The 17,702-nt window shown below is 73.5% G+C and carries 6 protein-coding genes; all 6 read left to right on the top strand.

Annotated elements, in window-relative coordinates:
• Positions 1–116 precede the first annotated feature (116 nt).
• The 6 genes from ACGH7X_RS00310 to ACGH7X_RS00285 are packed head-to-tail and all read left to right on the top strand — an operon-like array spanning position 117 to position 17,658.
• On the top strand, positions 117–6,740 hold the full coding sequence (locus ACGH7X_RS00310) for an amino acid adenylation domain-containing protein (RefSeq protein ID WP_399896667.1): 6,624 nt from the start codon (positions 117–119) through the stop codon (positions 6,738–6,740).
• A complete protein-coding gene (locus tag ACGH7X_RS00305) occupies positions 6,737–12,292 on the top strand; it encodes an amino acid adenylation domain-containing protein (RefSeq protein WP_399880070.1) in 5,556 nt (1,851 codons plus the stop codon). Before ACGH7X_RS00310 ends, ACGH7X_RS00305 begins: the two co-directional genes overlap by 4 nt.
• Positions 12,289–13,440: a saccharopine dehydrogenase NADP-binding domain-containing protein gene (locus tag ACGH7X_RS00300; protein ID WP_399880067.1), complete on the top strand. Its 1,152-nt coding sequence runs from the start codon at positions 12,289–12,291 to the stop codon at positions 13,438–13,440. Before ACGH7X_RS00305 ends, ACGH7X_RS00300 begins: the two co-directional genes overlap by 4 nt.
• Positions 13,437–15,518: a Gfo/Idh/MocA family oxidoreductase gene (locus ACGH7X_RS00295; protein ID WP_399880065.1), complete on the top strand. Its 2,082-nt coding sequence runs from the start codon at positions 13,437–13,439 to the stop codon at positions 15,516–15,518. Before ACGH7X_RS00300 ends, ACGH7X_RS00295 begins: the two co-directional genes overlap by 4 nt.
• A gap of 8 nt (positions 15,519–15,526) precedes the next feature.
• Positions 15,527–16,780 (top strand): cytochrome P450, encoded by a 1,254-nt coding sequence (locus tag ACGH7X_RS00290; protein WP_399880062.1) that lies wholly within the window; start codon positions 15,527–15,529, stop codon positions 16,778–16,780.
• The gene (locus ACGH7X_RS00285; RefSeq protein WP_399880060.1) at positions 16,777–17,658 is read left to right on the top strand and encodes a thioesterase II family protein; all 882 of its coding nucleotides are present in this window, start codon (positions 16,777–16,779) and stop codon (positions 17,656–17,658) included. Before ACGH7X_RS00290 ends, ACGH7X_RS00285 begins: the two co-directional genes overlap by 4 nt.
• Positions 17,659–17,702: the final 44 nt, after the last annotated feature.

Below are 17,702 nucleotides of genomic sequence, written 5' to 3'. Positions count from 1 at the left end.
GACCGGAAGGCCCATCAGTGAGTGATGAAGCAGTCGTCCAAGCGCAAGCGGCGAAAGGTGAGAGGTCCCGCTACGCGCCGGACGCCGTACGTGGAGCGGTGGCACGCGCGCTGGAGATGGCGCCGCACGAGCTGCCAGACGACCGGGACCTTTTCGAACTCGGTCTCGACTCACTGATGTTGATGTCCCTGGTCGGCACCTGGCGGCGCGCCGGCAGTACGGTCACCTTCCAGGAGCTGACCCGCACCCCGACCCTCGACGCCTGGACGGCCCTGCTCGGACGGGAGCATCCCGTCGAGGCGCCCACGCACCCCGCGCAGGCCGGTCCGACCACCGGGCTCCAGGCGCCCACCGACGAGGAACCGGCGGAGTCCTTCCCTCTGGCGACGATGCAGCACGCCTACTGGATCGGCCGCCAGGACGGCCAGCCGCTCGGTGGCGTCGCCGCGCACTTCTACGTCGAGCTCGACGGCCGTGAGGTCGACCCCGACCGGCTCGACACCGCGCTGCGCGCCCTCGTGCTCCGCCACGGCATGCTGAGGGCCGTCTTCGACGAGGAGGGCCGACAGCGCGTCGGCCCGCCGGGAGCCCCCCTGACCGTCCACGACCTGCGTGACCGCGCTCTGCAGGACGCCGTGACCGAGCTGGAGCTGCTGCGCGAACGCAACACCCACGCCCGCCCCGACGTCACCTCCGGCGACGTGTTCCGCGCGGCCCTGTGCCTCCTCCCCGACGGTCGGACCCGGCTGCAGATCGACCTGGACATGATGGCCGGCGACGCCCTGAGCCTGCGTGTCCTCCTGTCCGATCTGCGCCGCTTCTACGACTGCCCCGACGACCAGCCCCGCGCACTCGGCCTCGACTACCGCACGTACCTCGCGAAGCACGACGCCCGACGGAAGGCGGAACGCGAGCAGCACGCCGCCTGGTGGGGCGAGCGCCTGCACGAGCTGCCCCGCGCGCCGCGCCTGCCGACCACCGTCGACCCGCTGACCCCGGTCAGCGCCGCCGACACCACGCTCACCCACGCGCGCCGCCTGCACCACTGGCTGGGCCCCGCCGACAAGGCGGCACTGATCAGCGCCGCACGACGGCACGGCATCACCCCCGCCGCGGCCCTTGCCACCGGTTTCGCCGAGGTCATCGCCGCCTGGAGCGACAGCCGGCGCTTCCTGCTCAACCTCCCCCTGTTCGACCGGGAGATGTTCACCCCGGACGTGGCCGGTCTGGTCGGGGACTTCAGCAGCTCGATCCTGCTCGACGCGGACATGAGCGCGTCCCTGCCGTTCTCCCGGCAGGCACGCGGCCTTCAGGAACGCCTCCAGGAAGGCATCTCCCACGGCGCGTACGGCGGCGTCGAGGTCCTGCGCGACCTCGCCCGCGCCGAGGGAACTCCCGTGATGGCCCCGGTCGTCTACACCAGTGCCATCGGACTGGGTGAGATCTTCGAGCAGGACGTCCAGGAGTCCTTCGGCCGCCCCTCCTGGATCATCTCCCAGGGCCCCCAGGTCTATCTGGACGCCCAGGTCACCGAACTCGACGGCGGCCTCCTCCTCAACTGGGACGTCAGGGACGGCGTGTTCGAGGCCGGAGTGCCCGACGCCGCGTTCGACGCCTACCGCGGCCTCATCACCCGTCTGATCGCGGACCCCGACGCCTGGGCCCGGCCGGTGGACGGCCTGCTCGCCCCCGGCGTCCTGCCGGGGCGCGCGGTGGCGGCCCTGCCGCCCGCGCCCGTACCGGACCGCGCCCTTCACACCCGCTTCTTCCGGCTGGGCGAGACCGACGCGGACCGCGTCGCGGTCGTCCGCACCGACGGCGACAGTCTCACCTACGGGGAAGTCGCCGACACCGCCCGGAGGATCGCCGCGCTGCTGCGCGGCCACGGCGTGCGCGAGGGCGACACCGTCGCGCTGACGTTGCCCAAGGGCGCCGACCAGATCACCGCCGTCCTCGGCATCCTGGCCGCGGGCGCCGCGTACGCCCCCGTCGGCGTCGAACAACCCGCCGTACGCCGCGAACGCATCCACTCCGTGGCCGGCGCCTCCGCCGTGCTCACCGACCGGGAGCACGCGCCGCTCTGCGAGGGGTTCTCCGCGGCCCCGGTGCTGCTCCTGGAGGACGCCGGAACGCACGAGCCCGCCCCCGTCGTCCAGCCGGACCCCGCCCTGCCCGCCTACGTGCTGTTCACGTCCGGCTCCACCGGGCTGCCCAAGGGCGTCGAGGTGTCGCACCGCGCGGCCGTCAACACCGTCGAGGCGATGGAAGACCAGCTCGGCCCCGGCCCCGAGGACCGCACCCTCGCGATCTCCGCGCTCGACTTCGACCTCGCCACCTGGGACATCTTCGCCCCCCTGTCCGTCGGCGGCCAGGTGGTGGCCGTCGGACAGGAGCACCGCCGTGACGCCCACCACTGGGCCCACCTCGTGCGCGCGCACGGCGTGACACTGGTGCAGTGCGTGCCCGCCCTGCTGGACCTGCTGATGGCAGCCGGGGAGGACGACGGCCTCGGCGACTGCCTGCGCATGGTCCTGCTCGGCGGGGACTGGGTCGGCCTCGACCAGCCCCGAAGGCTGCGCGCCCTCGTGCCCGGCTGCCGCTTCGTGGCGCTCGGCGGCATGACGGAGGCCGCCGTCCACTCCACGGTGTTCGAGATCGAGGAGACCGACCCCGCCTGGAAGTCCGTCCCCTACGGTGTTCCGCTGCGCAACATGCGGGCCCGGGTCGTGGACGGACGGGGGCGCGACTGCCCGGACCTCGTCCCCGGCGAGCTGTGGATCGGCGGGCCCGGTGTGGCCAACGGTTACCGCGCGGACCCCGAGCGCACCGCCGATCGCTTCGTCGAGTACGACGGCGAACGCTGGTATCGCAGCGGCGACCTGGCCCGCTACCGGCCCGACGGCGTGCTGGAGTTCCTCGGCCGCGCCGACCACCAGGTGAAGATCGGCGGTCACCGGATCGAACTCGGCGAGGTCGAGTCCGCCATCGAGGACGACCCCGCCGTGCTGCACGCGGTCGCCTGCGTCCTCGACACGCCCGCACGGCACCTCGCCGTCGCCGTGTCCGCCCCCGGCGAGACACCCGATCCCGACCAGGTACGCCTGCGGGCGGCGCAGCGGCTTCCCGCCTACATGATCCCCGAGCGCCTGCTCGTCCTGCGCGACCTGCCGCTGACCGCCAACGGCAAGCTGGACCGGGCGGCCGTGCGCCGGGCGCTGACCGAGGCGGCCGACGACGACGGCCCTCGCACCTCGGCACCGGTCGGACCGGTGGAGACCGCGGTGGCGGCCGAGTGGACCGATCTGCTCGACGTGCCCGAAGTGGGCCGGGAGAGCAGCTTCTTCCTGCTCGGCGGGGACTCGCTCGTCGCGACGCGGATGATCGGCCGGCTGCGCGCCGCCGGATTCCCCGGCGCCCGCGTGGCGGACCTCTTCGCCCGCCCCGTGCTGCAGCACTTCTGCGAGACGCTGCACCCCCGGGCCGCCACCGGTGCACAGCCCGTACCGGCCCCGGCGTCGGTCCTCGTGCCCGACCCGGGCCGCGCCCACGAACCGTTCCCGCTCACGGACGTCCAGGCCGCCTACCACACCGGCCGCGACCCCCGATTCACCCTCGGCGGCGTAGGCACCTGGCACTACACCGAGTTCGACGGCGCGGACGTCGACCTCGACCGGCTGGAGCGCGCCTGGAACACCCTCGTCCGGCGGCACGGCATGCTCCGCGCCGTCGTCGAGGACGGACACCAGCGCGTCCTGCCCGACGTACCGCCCCTGCGCATACCGGTGGCGGACGCCCCGGCCGGTGACGCGACCGAGGCGCTGGCCGGCCTGCGCGCCCGCCTGTCCCAGCAGGTGCGCGACCCCGCCCAGTGGCCCCTCTTCGCGGTCGAGGCGGTGCGCTACCACGACGACGGCGGCGCCGCACGCACCCGCATCGGCGTCGGCCTGGACTACCTGGTCCTCGACGCCCTCTCCCTCACCACGCTCTATGCCGAACTGAACGCGCTCTACGCGGACCCCGAGCACGAACTGTCGCCCGTCGACGTGTCGTTCCGCGACTACCTCACCGGGTGCCCCGCCGACCCGGAGTCGGCCGAGCGGGCCCGCGCCCACTGGCAGGAGCGGCTGTCCGAACTCCCGCCCCCGCCGGCCCTGCCCTTCGACCGGGACCCGGCGACCTTCGACGCGCCCGTCTTCACCCGGCGCCGGCTGAGCCTGCCCGCCGAGGACTGGCGGGCCGTCAAGCAGGAGGCGGCCCGCCACGGCCTCACCCCGTCCACCGTTCTGCTGGCCCTGTACGCGGAGGTCCTGGAGACCTGGAGCGGGACGGACGCGCTGACCGTCACGCTCACCCTCTTCAACCGCCGCGACGTCCACCCGCACATCCACCGGGTGTTGGGCGACTTCACCTCCCTCTCGCTGGCCGGACACCGGCGCGACGGCGCGTCCTGGCTGGCCGCGGCCAAGGCATTGCAGCACCGCCAGGCGGAGGACCTGGACCACCTCAATGTCCCGATCGACTGGCTGCTGAGGGAGTTCGGCCGCCGGACGGGCACCGTGGACGCCGCCGCGCCCGTCGTGTTCACCAGCGCCATCGGCGTCGGTGACGCGACGCTGGCCGGACCGGGCACCGGTTTCCCCGCGAAGGTCTGGGGCATCTCGCAGTCCCCGCAGGTGTGCCTGGACAACCAGGTCACCGAGGAGTCCGGCAATCTGGTCGTCACCTGGGACGCCGTCGAGGAACTCTTCCCCGAGGACGTGCTGGACGCGATGTTCGGCGCCTACGAAAGGCTGCTGGGGCACGTCGTCGCCGCTGACTGGGCCGCACCATTGCCCGACCTGTTGCCCGCCCCCCACATCGAACGGCGGGCCGCCGCCGCACGGGAGGCCGCCCTGGAACCGGCGGTCCCGCGCCCGCTGCACGCGGCGTTCTTCGCCCACGCGAAGGCCGCCCCCAACCGGACCGCTCTCGTCACGACCGCGGGGGAGGAGGTGACGTACGGAACCCTCGCCGACCGGGCGCTGCGCACGGCCGCTGCGCTCGGTGACGCCGGCGTGGCTCCGGGCGACCTGGTCGCGGTGACCCTGCCCAAGGGACCGGAGCAGGTCGCCGCGGTCCTCGGTGTCCTCGCGGCCGGCGCCGCCTACGTACCGCTGAGCCTCGAACAGCCCGCCGCGCGACTGGAGCGGGTGCGCGCCACCGCCGCCTTCCCCGTCGTCGTGGGGGACTGGCCCGCTCCGGAGGGAACGGCTCTCCGTGCCCTGTCCGTCACGGACACGCAGCGCCACGAGCCGCCACCCGCACCGTTGGAAACGTCTCCCGAAGCGCTCGCCTACGTCATCTTCACCTCGGGGTCCACCGGCGAGCCCAAGGGGGTGCAGATCACCCACGCGGCCGCCTGGAACACGGTTGCGGACATCACCGCCCGGCACGGCATCGGCGGCGACGACCGGGTCTTCGCCCTGTCAGCACTGGACTTCGACCTCTCCGTGTACGACGTCTTCGGGCTGCTCGGCGCGGGCGGCTCCCTCCTGCTGCCCACCGAGGACCAGCGTCGTGAACCGGCCCGCTGGCCGAGCCTGCTCGACCGCCACGGGGTGACCGTATGGAACACCGTCCCGGCCCTGCTCGACCTGCTCCTCGACGCCGACGAGCAGGAGGCGCCGCAGGGCGGGCGCCTCACGGGGCTGCGGACCGCACTGGTCTCCGGAGACTGGATCGGCCTCGACCTACCCGGCCGCCTGCGGGAACGCACCGCGCGTCGCTGCGTCTTCGTCGCCATGGGCGGTGCGACGGAGGCCGCCGTCTGGTCGAACACGCTCACTGTCGAGGAGCTGGACCCCCGGTGGGTCTCCATCCCCTACGGACGTCCCCTGACCGGGCAGCACTACCGCGTGGTCGACCGGGACGGACGGGACTGCCCCGACTGGGTGCCCGGCGAACTGTGGATCGGCGGTGCGGGACTGGCCCGCGGATATCTCGCCGACCCGGTCCGCACCGCCCAGAAGTTCGTCGAACAGGACGGGCGGCGCTGGTATCGGACCGGCGACCTGGGCCGGTTCCGGGGAGACGGACTGCTGGAGTTCCTGGGCCGCCTCGACAGCCAGTTGAAGATCGCCGGCCACCGCATCGAGGCCGGCGAGATCGAGGTCGCGCTGGAGTCCCACCCGGCCGTCGCCCGAGCCGCCGTCGTGGCGGTGGGGGAGCGTACCGCGAAGCGCCTGGCCGCCTTCGCCGTACCGCACGAGCCGACGCACGCGGACCCCGTCGGCGCCGTCGAAGCCGGCACACCTGCGGCGGACCCCGACCTCACCGATAGCCTCTTCACCCTGCTGGCCGAGCGAGTGCCCGTCTACGCGGTCCCCTCTCGCATCCAGCTGCTGCCGGCCCTGCCGCTCACCGCGAACGGCAAGGTCGACCGGACAGCCCTGGCCGCTCTGGCCGGACCGGAAGCGGCGCTCGCGGTGGCCGAACCGCCGCACGGTGAGACCGAGAGGGCCCTCGCCGGCCTGTGGAGCGAGTACCTGCCGCACTGGACGCCCGACCGCAACGCCAACTTCTTCACCGCGGGCGGCGAGAGCCTCACCGCCCTGCGCCTGCTCACCGCGATCGAGCGCCGAGTCGGGGCCACCGTGCCTGCCCGGCGCTTCTTCGCCGCACCGACCGTCGCCGCGCTCGCCGCGGAGATCACTCGAACGCTCGCGGCCCACGGGACCGCCTACGAGACCGGAGAGCTGTGAACATCGCTGAACTGCTGGCCCGTTACACCGACGACGGCGTGGTGCTGTGGGCCCAGGACGGACAACTGCGTTTCCGCGCCCCCCAGGGCCGCCTCACCGACGGACACCGCACCGAACTGCGGACCCACAAGGAAGCCATCCTGCGCCACCTGGAGGCGGAGGAACCGACCCTGCGGGCCGACCCGGACAACCGCCACGCGCCCTTCCCGCTGACGGACATCCAGGCCGCCTACCTGATCGGCCGCACCGACGCCTACGCCTACGGCGGTGTCGGCTGCCACGCCTACGTCGAACTGGAATACCCCGACCTGGACGTGGACCGCGTCACCGCGTCGTGGCGGGAACTGGTCCGGCGGCACGACATGCTTCGCGCCGTCATCCACCACGACGGCTACCAGCAGGTCCTGGCCGACGTACCCGCCCTCGTCGTCAAGGCCGACGACCTGACCGCCCTTTCGCCGGCCGCCGCCGAGGCGGAGGTGGAGCACACCCGTGCGCGGCTGTCCGCACGCGAGGCGCCCACCGACCGGTGGCCGCTCTTCGAGGTGCACGTGAGCCGGACCGCGGAGCGGGCCGTGCTCCACCTCTCCTTCGACATGCTCGTCGTCGACCACGCCAGTCTGCGCATCCTCCTCGCGGAGTTCCAGCGGAGCCACGGCGATCAACCCCTCTCTGAGGCACCCCGGATCGCCTTCCGTGACTACGTTCTGGCCCGCCGCGCCCTCGCGGACTCCGACGCGCACGCCCGCGACCGCGCCTACTGGACCGAACGGCTCGACACCCTGCCGCCCGCACCCGAACTGCCCCTCGCCGAAGCCTGGGAGTCGGGCGTGAGCGACCCGGGGGAGACGGCCCGCACTCCGGCTCCCGCGGACTCGGTGACCTTCCGCAGGCTGGAGGTGCTGCTGCCCGCGGCCGACCGGCACCGCCTCACCGAGCGGGCCGCGCGGCGTGGACTGACCCTCTCATCGGCGCTGCTCACCGCCTACGCCGAGACGGTCGGCCGCTGGTCGCGCACCAGCCGCTTCACGCTCAACGTGCCCACGGTGGACCGGCCCGCCCTGCACGAGGACATCGGCGGCCTCGTCGGCGACTTCACCTCGCTCGAACTGCTCGCCGTGGACCTGGACCACCCGGCCACCTTCGCGGAGCGGACGCGTTCCGTGGGGGCGCAGCTCCTGGAAGACCTCGCGCATCCCCTGTTCACCGGCTCCGAGGTACTCGCCGAGCTGTCGCGCCGGGCCGGCGCCCCGGTGCTGATGCCGGTCGTCTTCACCAGCGCCCTGGGCACCGGTGCCACCTCCGAGGGCGTGCCCCCCGAGGTGACGTACGCCGTGACCCGGACCCCGCAGGTGTGGCTCGACTGCCAGGTCATGCACCGCGGCGACACGCTGAGCCTGTCCTGGGACATTCGCGAGGGCGCCCTCGCCCACGGAGTGGCCGACGCCATGTTCGAGGCGTATACGTCATGCGTGCGCGCCCTGGCGGCCGAGGGCGAGGCCGGCGACGCCGCCTGGGACGCACCGGCCGAGATCCCGCTTCCCGAGGCACAGGCGGCGCGCCGCAACGCGGTCAACGCGACCGAGCGTCCCCTGCCGAACGCCCTCCTGCACGAACCCGTACTCGCCCAGGCCCGGGCCACACCGGACGCCGTCGCGGTCCGCACCCCCGAACTGGCTCTCACCTACCGGCAGCTCGTGGCCCGGGCGAGCGCTCTCGCCGAGGCACTGACCGCGTCCGGACTGCGTCCCGGGGAGCCCGTGGCGATCTGGGCGGACAAGGGCTGGGAGCAGGTCGTCGCCGTCTTCGGCACGCTCATGGCCGGCGGTGCCTATCTGCCCGTCGACACGGCCCAGCCACCGGCCCGCCGGGACACGATCATCGCGGACGCGGGCGTCCGAACGGTCCTCACCCAGTCCTGGCTCGCCGAGATCGACGACCTTCCGACGGGCGTCACGGCACTCGCCGTCGACCTGCTCCCCGAGGACGCCGCCGCCACGCCCGGTGCGAACGCGGCACGGCGCGACCCTGACGACCTCGCGTACATCATCTACACCTCCGGCTCCACCGGCACGCCCAAGGGTGTGATGATCAGCCACCGAGCAGCCCTCAACACGATCGAGGACATCAATCGCCGCTTCACCGTCACCGAACGCGACCGCGTCCTCGGTATCGCGGGACTCGGCTTCGACCTCTCCGTCTACGACCTCTTCGCGCCGCTCGCCGTCGGCGCCACCCTCGTCCTGCCCCACGCCGACCGGCGCGGCGACCCCTCCCACTGGGCCGAACTGGTCCGCGACTTCGGCGTCACGGTGTGGAACTCCGTACCCGGCCAGCTCCACATGCTGTGCGACTGGCTGCGCTCCGAGCCCCCTACGGACGACGCCTCGCTGCGACTCGCGCTGATATCCGGCGACTGGATACCGGTCGCCCTGCCGGACCAGGCCCGTGAACTCCTCCCCGGGCTGCAGATCATCTCCCTCGGCGGGGCGACCGAAGGATCGATCTGGTCCATCGCCCACCCGATCGGCGAGGTGGACACCGCCCGCCCGAGCATCCCGTACGGCAAGCCCCTGACCAACCAGACGTTCGCCGTGCTCGACCGGCACCTGCGGCCACGGCCCGAATGGGTCCCGGGCGAGCTGTACATCGGCGGCGCCGGCGTCGCCCTGGGCTACTTCGGCGACGGGAGCCGCACCGCGGAGCGGTTCCTCACCGACCCCGCCACCGGCGATCGGCTCTACCGCACCGGTGATCTCGGGCGCTACCTCCCCGACGGGACCATCGAGTTCCTGGGCCGGGAGGACGCCCAGATCAAGATCCGCGGCTACCGGGTCGAACTGGCCGAGGTCGAAGCTGCCGTGCAGGCCCACCCCGGGGTCGCCGCAGGCGCCGTCATCGTCGACGACTCCGCAGCCGGAGGCCGGCGCCTCGCCGCGTATGTGGAGACGACCCGCAAGGACGGCACGGCGGACGCGGACACCGACCGCGCCGGAACCCCGGTGACACGGACACAGGCGCGCGCGGCCGCGGCCGACGGCGTACGGGAAGCCTCCAAGGCCGTCGACGCCGCACGGCTCACGCAGTTCCTGGCCGCCCTCGAGGACGTGGCTCTCGCGGAGATGACCCGTGTCCTGGACGCCTCCGGAGTCTTCGCGGACGCCGCCTCGCGAACGGCGGAGGAGGTGGGCACGGCACTGCGCGCCACGCCCCGCCACCGGCACATCGTGCGCCGCTGGCTGCGGGCCCTCGCCGCCCGGGACCGGCTCACCCACCGGGACACCGACGACGCCTACACCGGTCTCGTCCCCGTCTCCGCGCCAGAGGCGGAGCGCCGGTGGCGGCTGGCCACCGACCTGGAGCACGAGATCGGGTGGAGCACCGAACTGCTCACCGTCATGCGCACCTGCGCCGAGCGGCTGCCCGAGCTGGTCTGCGGGGAGGTGGGCATCCGGGACCTGCTCTTCCCGGGCGCGGCGACGGAGGCCGCGGACGCCGCCTACCGGGACAACCTCGCCATCCGGCACCTCAACCGCGCGGTGGTCGCCGCGCTGCGCGAGATCGCCGCGAGCCACACCGGCGAGGAGCGGCTGCGCGTGCTGGAGGTCGGCGGCGGCGTCGGCGGCACCACCGGCGAACTGGTGCCCGTCCTCGCCGAGTACGGCGTCGACTACCTGTTCACCGACGCCTCGGCGTTCTTCCTGAACGAAGCCCGCGAGCGCTTCGCCGACCACGCCTGGGTCCGCTACCAGCGCTTCGACGTCGACGAGGACCCGCGCGCCCAGCACCTGTTGCCCAACACCTTCGACGTGGTGGTCTGCGCCAATACCCTGCACGCCGCCGCGGACGCGGACGCGGCCGTGGGCCGGCTGCGGGAACTGCTGGTGCCGGGCGGGCAGCTCGTGTTCGTGGAGAACACCCGCGACGAGAACCTGCCATTGCTGGTCTCCATGGAGTTCCTCGAGGTCGCGGGACGGACGTGGACCGACGTACGCGAACACACCGGGCAGTCCTTCCTCACCCACGCACAGTGGCGCGAACTCCTCGATGCGCACGGCGCGTCCGAGGTCACCTCGTTGCCCGACGCCGGGGAGGCCCTGGCCCTCACCGGCCAGGAGGTCTTCTTCGCCACGTTGAAGGACGACCGCCACCACGTCCCGGTGGGCGAGCTGGCCCGCTCGGCGGCGACCCGGCTTCCGGAGTACATGCTCCCCTCGGTGTGGCAGGTCGTCGATTGCCTGCCCCGCACGGCCAACGGAAAGACCGACCGTGCCCGTCTGCGGAGCTGGCTGCCCCGCGAGAGCGGCCCGGCCGTCGTGGACGAGGAGCCCATGGACGACCTGGAGAGCGGCCTCGCCGAGCTGTGGTCGGAACTCCTCGCGGTCGAGCGTGTCACCCGCAACGACGACTTCTTCGACCTCGGCGGCGACTCGCTCCTCGTCGCCCGCATGGTGGGGCGGCTGCGTGAACGCGTACCGCAGGCCGCGGACCTGGAGTGGGAGGTCGTGCTGCGCCACATGCTGCGCCGCCCGACGGTCGCCGGACTCGCCGCGTTCCTGCGCGGGCTCGCGGGCACCGACGACGCGCCGGCCGCCGGTGTCGTGCGCACGGACCCGGTGATCCACCTGCACGGCGCCCGCTCCGACGACGAGCCGACCACCGTCCTGGTCCACGCCGGAACTGCGACGATCATGCCGTACCGGGCGCTGATCACCGAGATCCGGCGCCGCTCACCGGGCCTCGCCGAGGTCGTGGGCGTGGAGGTCCCGGACCTGAACGGCTTCCTCGACGCCCCGCCGGAGGGGCTCATCGAGCAGATGGCGGCCGACTACGCCCGCGCCCTGACCGCCGACGGCCGCAGCCGTTTCCACGTCGTCGGCTACTGCCTGGGCGGCCTGATCGCCACCGAGGTGGCGCGCAACCTCGCCGAGTCCGGGGCGGAGGTGGAGAGCCTCACCGTCATCAGCAGCCACAGCCCTCGCTTCCGGCTCGACGACGAGCTGCTGGCCGAGTACTCCTTCGCCGTCATGATGGGCATCGACCCGGCCGACCTCGGTTTCCCGGACGACCAGTACCGGGTGGCCGCGGCGGCCGACGCGGTCCTGGCCGCCCGCCCCGGCGTCGTGCCGGACGGCGGACTCGCCGCGCTGCCCGAAGAGTTCGAGGACGTCGCGGGATGCTTCCGGGAGCTGGCCGGCATCTCCCGCGCCACCCGTATCGCGCGGATGTGCGAGGCGGTGCCCGCGTCGGCCGGCACCTACGAACCCGACCACATGACACGGCTCTTCCTCGCGTTCCGGCAGAGTGTCTTCGCCATCACCCGCTACGACGCCGAGCCCTACGCCGGTGACATCACCTTCCTGCGTCACGACGGCGCCTACCCCTTCCCCGGCAGCAAGGACGCCGTCACCGCCTACTGGGAGGAACTCACCCTGGGAGACCTGGACATCGTCGACATCGGCGGCGACCACTACAGCTGCCTGTCCGTCGAGCACGCGCCCGGCATCCTCAAGACCCTCGCCGAGCTGACCCAGGGAGCGATCACCCGATGAGCAAACCCGTGATCGGGGTCCTGGGCGCCTCCGGCGCGGTCGGCCGGGCCGCCGTACGCGAACTGCGCGCCCTCGGCCACCGCGGCCTGCGGCTGGGCGGCCGGACCGCGTCGGCCCTGTGCGAGGTCGCCGAGGAGAATCCCGGCGGCCACGACGAGACGCTCTGGGCCGACGCCACCGCACCCGACGGCCTGCGCGCCTTCACCGAGGGCTGCGACATCGTCCTCAACTGCGTCGGCCCCACCTACCGGCTCCGCGCCACCGTGTCACTCGCGGCACTCGACGCCGGCGCGCACTGCGTCGACGTGGCCGGCGACGACCCGGCCGCCGAGGACCTTCTCAAGGGCGGCGACCCGGCCCGCGACGGCCGCACCGTCGTCCTCTCGGCGGGAGCCCTGCCCGGTCTTTCCAGCCTCCTGCCTCGCTGGCTGGCCGGGCAGGGCCTGGACGGCGTGGCCGCGCTGACCGCGTACTGCGGGGGCCTGGAGCCCTGTTCGCCGACGGTGGCGCACGACTTGATGCTCTCCCTCAGCTCGGGGGGCGCGGACGGCGCCGCCTACGGCGAGGCCCTGGCGGCCGTCCGCGACGGCCGCCGCGTGTCGCGCGCCCTGCGCGCCGACGAGGACACCGTGCACCCGGCGTTCCCCGGCCGGGTCGCCCTGCAGCCCTACCTCAGCAGCGAGAGCGAACGCCTCGCCCGCGACCTGGGCGCCGACCGCCTCGACTGGTACAACGTCCACGCCGGCCCCGCCGTACGCGCCTTGCTCAACCTCCTCCCCGGCCGCCTCGCGGCCGGGGAGGATCTGGACCGCCTGGCGGAGCGGCTGATCCTCGCCGCCGACCTCGACCGGGCCGGACGCAAGCCCTACTACGTCATGGACTTCGCGCTGTCGGGCACCGCCTCCGGGGTGCCCGCGACCGCCGGCGCGACCCTGCGCACGGCCAGCAGCTACCGGCTCACCGCTGCTGTGGGAGCCCTGGCGGTGGACGCGGTACTGCGGGGCAAAGTCCCGGCGGGCGTCCACTTCGCCTGCGACGTGCTGGACCCCGACACCGTGGTGCGGCACCTGCGCTCCCACGGGGCCGCCGACCTGCGGCTCACCGGGACGGCCGCCGGCGCCGAGCTGGAGGAGGAGGGGGTCCTGTGAGTACATCGACGCCACTGCGCGTGCTGGTCTGCGGCACCAACTTCGGCCGCTTCTACGCCGAAGCCGTACGTCGGCGCCCCGGATACACTCTGGCCGGCATCCTGAGCCGGGGATCGCAAGCCTCCAGGGAGTATGCCGAGAGCCTGGGCGTCCCCTTCTACACGGACGTGGGCCACCTCCCCGACGACGTCGACGCGGCCTGCGTGGCGGTGAGTTCGTCCATCTCGGGTGGCCAGGGAACCGACCTGGCCCGGGCGCTCATGGACCGGGGCATCCACGTGCTCCAGGAACACCCCGTGCACCTGACCGAGTTGACGGACAACCTCAAGTACGCCCGCCGTCGGGGGGTGCAGTACCGGCTCAACACCCACTACCCGCGCGTCGCCCCGGTCCGCTCCTTCATCGAGGCGGCCCGGCGGCTCGTCGCAAGGCAGCGGCCGCTCTTCCTGGACGCCGCCACCCCGATCCACCTGATGCACCCCCTGGTGGACATCCTCGGACAGGCCATGGGCACCCTGCGACCCTGGCGCTTCGCCGATCCGGCACCGTTGCCCACCGGCATCGGCCCGCAGCCGTTCCGCTCCCTGCACGGCCTGTTCGCCGGCGCACCCCTCACCCTGCGGGTGCACCACCAGCTCGACCCGTCCGACCGGGACAACCACGCCCTGCACTGGCACCGGATCGCCCTCGGCACGGAGGGCGGGGTCCTCACCCTGGCCGACACCCACGGGCCGGTCCTGTGGAGCCCCCGGCTGCACATCGGGCGGGACGCCGACCGGCGCTTCGTCCTCGACGGTCCCGGCACCGGCCGCCTGGGGCTCGGGAGCACGGCGGTGGTCGGGAGCACGGGCTCCTTCCGCACCGTCTTCTCCGACCTGTGGCCGGAAGCGATCGGCAGCGCGCTCGACGGGCTCCGCGACGCGATCGCGCAGGGCGGCGACGCTCTGCGCGCGGGCCAGTACGACCTGGCCGTGTGCCGCATCTGGACCGACCTGGCGGCCCGGCTGGGGCCGCCCGAGATCATCCGGCCGGCCACGCCGCGCCCCCTCGCGGTGAGCGACATCCTCCCCGCGCTGGAGCAGTCCTGGGACCCCCGCCCCGAGCCGGCCCCGCCTTACGACGCCCGGGCCGTGACGGGTCCCCGCCCCGCCGGGGGGCCGGCCTTCCCAGCGCCGGAAACGGCGTCGGCCCGGCCGTCGGACGCCGCCGCGTACTCCCCGTCGGCAGAGTTCTTCGACCTCGCCGCCGCCGAACACACCTCGACCGCGACCACCCCCGCCGTGGCCGCGCTCCTCGCCGACGCCGACCTCGGCACCGGGCCGGTGGTGGACATCGGGGCCGGCACCGGTCTCCTGACCGAGGCGGTCGCCCGGGCACGGCCGGACGCGGAGATCATCGCCTGCGAACCGTCGGTGGGCATGCGCGCCGTGCTCACCAGCCGGGTCTTCAGCGACGAGGACCTGCGGACCCGGGTGACCGTCACCGACGACGCCGCCCCCGATCTCGATCTTCCCGACCGGATCAGCGTCGTCCTGCTATGCGGAGTCCTCGGCCACCTCGACGCCGACGAGCGGGCCAGGCTGTGGCGGCGGGTGACCCGGCGGCTGGCCCCCGGCGGGCTCGTGGTCGTCGAACTCATGCAGTTCGAGGAACCGACGACCCTGCCCGAGACCCGGCTGGCCACCGCGACCGCCGGACGCCACCGCTACGAGTGGTCGTTCGGCGGCGCACCGGACGAGGCGGAGGACGGTGTGATGCGCCTGCACTCCACCTGGCGGGTCTACCGGGACGGCGCCCGGGAGGCGGAGCGCGAGGTCCACGACTCCTACCGCTGGGTGCCCTTCGGGCTGAAGGACGTCGTCGCCGAGTCCGGAATGACCGCACGCATCCTGCCCACCCGACCCGGAGCACCCCCGCTGGCCGTACTCACCCGGACCCCGGACACGTCCGACCCGCCTGCCCTACAGCACCTGCCGCGTGCCCGGACCGCGCCCGACGGTCCCGGAGCTCCGGACGCCCCGGCATCCCCGGACACCCCACGCACCACCGCCCTCCTCTCCTCCTCCACCGACGGCTAGGACCCTCCATGACAAGCCCCGAGACCCCGACGGCGCCCCGGACCCCCGGCGAACCCCGCAGGGACCCCGCGTCCCCGCCCCGGGACTTCCCCATCCAGCGCGGCTGCCCCTTCGCGGAGCCCGCGGAGTACGACGCGCTGCGCACCCACGAGCCGGTCGCCCGCGTCACGCTGCCGACCAAGCGCGAAGCCTGGGTGGTCACCCGCTACGACGACGTACGCGAACTGCTCTCCGACTCCCGGGCCAGCGCCGACATCCGCCGCCCCAACTTCCCGGCCCTCGGCGAGGGCGAGCAGGAGGCCGGGGCGAAGTTCCGCCCCTTCATCCGCACCGACGCCCCCGAGCACACCAAGTACCGGCGCATGCTCCTGCCGGTGTTCACCGTGCGCCGGGTGCGCGCGATGCGCCCGGCCGTCCAGGCCCGCGTCGACGAGATCCTCGACGACATGCTCGCCGCCGACGGCCCGGTGGACTTCGTCTCCGCGTACGCCAACGCCGTCTCCACCTCGGTGATCTGCGAACTGCTCGGCATCCCCCGGGAGAACCTGGAGTTCTTCCGGGACGTCACCCGCATCTCCGGCTCCCGCCACAGCACCGCCGAGCAGGTCTCCGAGGCCCTCGGCGGTCTCTTCGGCCTGCTCGCCGAGCTGATCGGCAGGCGGCGGGAGGAGCCCCGCGACGACCTGACCTCCAAGCTCGTCACCGAGGACCTGGTTCCCGGCCATGTGACCATGGACCAGCTCCTGTCGACCCTCGGCATCACGATCAACGCCGGCCGTGAGACCACCACCAGCATGATCGCCCTGAGCACGCTGCTCCTGCTGGAACGGCCGGAGCTGATGGAGGAGCTGCGCCGGGACCCCTCCCTGATGCCGGCCGCCGTCGACGAACTCCTGCGGGTCCTGTCCGTCGCCGACTCCATCCCCCTGCGCGTGGCCGCCGAGGACATCGAGCTGTCCGGCCGGACGATCCCCGCCGACGACGGCGTCATCGCCCTCCTGGCCGGGGCCAACCACGATCCGGAGCAGTTCGACGATCCGGAGACGGTTGACTTCCACCGCACCGACAACCACCACGTCGCGTTCGGCTACGGCGTCCACCAGTGCGTCGGGCAGCACCTGGCCCGGCTGGAACTGGAGGTCGCGCTGGAGACGCTGATGCGCCGCGTCCCCACGCTCCGCCTCGCGGGGAACCGGGAGGACGTCTTGGTCAAGCACGACTCCGCCACCTTCGGTCTCGAAGAGCTGAGGGTCGCCTGGTGACCGCCCCCTTCCCGTCGAACGCGTCGTTCCAACCCTCGGCCCGGCCCGCCACGCGACCCGCCGCCCAGCCCTCTGCCCGCGCCGCCCGTGCCGACAGCCCGTGGCTCAGGCGGTGGAGCGGCGGCGCGGCACCCCGGTTCACGCTGATCTGCCTGCCGCACGCGGGCGGCAGCGCGGGCTTCTACCGGCCCTGGGCGGCACTGCTACCCCCCGAGGTCGAACTCCTGGCCATCCAGTACCCCGGTCGCGAGGACCGCTTGGAGGACCCGGCGGCAGCCGACATGGCCGAGCTGGTGGGGGCGGTGGCGGACGCTGTCGAACCGCTCCTCGACCGGCCGTACGCCCTCTTCGGACACAGCATGGGCTCCGCCGTGGCCTGGGAACTCGCCCACGAGCTGGACCGCCGCGGCCTTGCGGGCGCGCGACGCCTGTTCGCGTCCGCGCGAGCGGCCCCCGGTACGGCCGTCACCGGGCAGCTCCACCGCCAGAACGACGACGTCCTGGGCGCCGAACTGGCCCGGCTGGGCGGCACCAGCCAGGAAATCCTGGACGATCCCGGGCTGCGGTCCCTGATCCTCACGGCCGTACGTCACGACTACCGGATCATCGAGACGTACCGGCCGGCGGACCGGCCGCCGCTGTCCTGCCCCCTGCACGTCCTGACCGGCAGCGCGGATCCCGAACTCGGCGAGGAACGCAGCCGCGAACGGGCGGGCGGCTGGGCGGACCTCACCACCGCCCGCACCGAGGTACGGGTCTTCCCCGGCGACCACTTCTACCTCACTCCGCGACGCCGTGAGGTCGTGGCCACCATCCTGCGCAGGCTGGACCCGTCGCTGACCACCGGCGGCGCGCGCACCTGGCCGAGCACCCCGTGAGCCGCCGCCCCGAGCGTGCGCGCCCGGCCACCCCAGCCCGGAGA

Source organism: Streptomyces sp. BBFR51 (assembly GCF_044591655.1).
Taxonomy (GTDB): Bacteria; Actinomycetota; Actinomycetes; order Streptomycetales; family Streptomycetaceae; genus Streptomyces.
Note: the sequence above shows the minus strand (reverse complement) of the source record. Positions and strands in the feature narration are given on the sequence as shown.